We start from the raw sequence: 2,601 nt of genomic DNA, 5'->3' as shown, positions 1-2,601 counted from the left end.
GTTACATCAACATTTATAATATCACCATTTTTAAGTACTACATCTTTACTTGGTATTCCATGACATACTTCATCATTTATTGATGTACAAAGACTTTTTGGAAATCCCTCATAATTGAGAGTAGCTGGAATTCCGCCTCTGGATATTGTATATTCATAAGCAAGTGTATTAATATCTTCTGTGGTCATTCCTTCTTTAATTTTCTCACTTACTAAATCTAAAATACCATTATTAATTTTTGCACTTTTTCTAATTCCTTCAATTTGTTCTTTATTCTTAATAAGCTTTTTTTTGGGAACTATGCAGCATCGTTTCTTAAAAGTCTGTAGTTTTTTATCAAATTCCAAATGGCATTCCTTATATTTTAGTCCACTTTTACACCAACATTTATCATCATTACTTAAAATCATTGTATAATCTCCTTTTTATTAATATCTTAACTCTAAACATAAGATTATTTAAAAATCCTATCTAATAAATCTATCATTGATAATGATACCACGAAATAGCACTCATATACCGCCCTTTCATCAAAATAAATTTTCTTGCTATATAGTAATCATAAATGTTAAAATTAATGTAATTATAAAGTATCAAATCAACATCTGCGATGCTGAAATATCAACAATATCTATATATGGTCATTGTGATTGAAAAATATTCTTGATTTTTTTCAAATCTCAACTATTGAAGGAGAAAAATAATGGAAAATATACTTAAGTATTTACCCAAAGTTGCTAACTTCTTTGGTTTTTTAATAATTATACTTGCACTGTTAAGATCTAAAAAAGGAAAAGAAACTAAAGAAAAACCTAATAATGATAATTTAGTATCAAAGCGTAAAAAATTAGTAGAAAACAAGAATACTATAATTTTAATAATTGGGGTTTCTATTATTTTAATAATGTTATTATTCAAAGACATGAAATAATTTTTGTGTAAGTATATAATATAACTAATATATAATATATATAATTACAGGAGGGGTTAAATAATTATGAAGTTTTGTTGGAGTACATTAATGGTTAATAATTTAGAAGAATCTTTAAAATTTTACCAAGATATAGTTGGACTTAATATTAATAGACGCTTCAATGCAGGACCTTACGTTGAAATTGCATTTTTGGGAGATGATGAGACAAAGATTGAATTAATTTGCGATAAATCATTAAAAAAAGTAGACCTTGGCCATAATATTTCACTAGGTTTTATAGTGAATTCAGTAGATGAAATGATGGCTTTTGTTAAAGAAAAGGGTATAGATATTCAAGATGAAATATCGCAGCCAAATCCACATGTAAAGTTTTTTTACATATTAGATCCTAATGGATTAAAAATTCAGTTAGTCGAAAACATTTAAAATCTCAATATATAAGCCATAGTAGTCTTCTTGTTACACGATTACTATGGCTTATATTGTTTTATTTACTTATTTTATTTACATCAATTAGTTACTGCTCATCACTATTATTATATTGATTAAAATACATGTTATAATATTTGCCTTTTTTATTTATAAGCTCCTCATGGTTTCCCATATCTATGATTTGTCCATCATCTATAACCATTATTTTGTTTGCATCTCTTATAGTGCTTAACCTGTGTGCTATAATAAAACTCGTTTTACCCTTCATTAGTTTTAGCATGGCTTCTTGTATTCTAAGTTCAGTTCTGGTATCAACGCTACTAGTGGCTTCGTCCAATATTAATATAGATGGATCCGTTAATATAGCTCTTGCAATAGCTAATAGTTGCCTTTGTCCTTGGCTAAGATTATTTCCACTCTCCGAAAGTACTGTCTCATACCCCTCTGGAAGTCTCCTTATAAATTCATGTGCATTGGCCATTTCAGCTGCATTTTGTACTTCAACATCGGTTGCCTGTAAATTACCATATTTTATATTTTCTTTGATAGTTCCTGTAAAAAGATAGGTATCTTGAAGCACTATACCAAAACATCTTCTAAGGCTATCTCTTGTATATTCCCTTATATCAACACCATCAATATATATTTCCCCACTTGTAACATCGTAAAATCTTGTAAGCAAATTTACAATTGTAGTCTTCCCTGCCCCTGTTGGTCCAACAAGTGCTATACTCTCACCAGGTTGAGCTTCAAAACTAATATCTTTAAGAATATTAATATCTTTTCTATATCCGAAATATACATTATTAAATTTAACATGTCCCTTGGATTTATTAAGTTCTTTTGCCTCTTTTACATCCTCCGTTTCTTCTCCTGCATCTAATATTTCAAATACTCTTTCAGCTCCAGCAACAGCTGATTGAAGAGTGTTAAATATATTTGCCAAGTTGTTAAGTGGTCGTGCAAATTGCCTTGAATAACTTAAAAAGCTGGCAATTACACCTACTGTAATTATTCCATCTACTGCTAGAACTCCCCCCACTCCTGCTACTGCGGCAAATCCAATATTGTTTATAACATTCATAATTGGCATTAGGAATCCAGAATAAATTTGAGCTTTTAATCCAACCTTGCACAATTTTTGATTTATTTCATCAAATTCTTTCACTGTTTTATCTTCATGGTTATAAGCTTTTACAATATAAACTCCAGATATAGTTTCTAGATCGGAAGAG

The 2,601-nt window shown here is 29.0% G+C and carries 4 protein-coding genes; 2 read left to right on the top strand and 2 right to left on the bottom strand.

The features are described from left to right. On the bottom strand, nucleotides 1-410 hold a 410-nt coding region (locus tag Q0649_RS19065; RefSeq protein WP_298845672.1), incomplete at its 3' end, for a methionyl aminopeptidase. Between the two features lie 293 nt (nucleotides 411-703). On the opposite strand from Q0649_RS19065, the gene Q0649_RS19060 reads away from it, so the two are divergent. Together Q0649_RS19060 and Q0649_RS19055 are read left to right on the top strand one after the other, a co-directional pair. Next, nucleotides 704-931, top strand: coding sequence for a hypothetical protein (locus tag Q0649_RS19060; RefSeq protein ID WP_298845670.1), 228 nt, complete (start codon nucleotides 704-706; stop codon nucleotides 929-931). 66 nt (nucleotides 932-997) lie between these two features. Then, nucleotides 998-1,360, top strand: coding sequence for a VOC family protein (locus Q0649_RS19055; RefSeq protein ID WP_298845668.1), 363 nt, complete (start codon nucleotides 998-1,000; stop codon nucleotides 1,358-1,360). A 91-nt stretch (nucleotides 1,361-1,451) separates the two neighbouring features. Here the strand turns inward: Q0649_RS19055 and Q0649_RS19050 are convergent. Further along, on the bottom strand, nucleotides 1,452-2,601 hold a 1,150-nt coding region (locus Q0649_RS19050; protein ID WP_298845666.1), incomplete at its 5' end, for an ABC transporter ATP-binding protein.

Origin of the sequence: uncultured Clostridium sp., assembly GCF_937920395.1 — a bacterium.
Classification (GTDB): Bacteria; Bacillota; Clostridia; order Clostridiales; family Clostridiaceae; genus Clostridium_AD.
This window is presented reverse-complemented; position numbering and strand designations above follow the sequence as displayed.

What these genes read in the sequence shown, in the direction of transcription:
- Q0649_RS19060 (WP_298845670.1), top strand. Translation starts at nt 704, where the DNA reads ATGGAAAATATACTTAAGTATTTACCCAAAGTTGCTAACTTCTTTGGT.
- Q0649_RS19055 (WP_298845668.1), top strand. Translation starts at nt 998, where the DNA reads ATGAAGTTTTGTTGGAGTACATTAATGGTTAATAATTTAGAAGAATCT.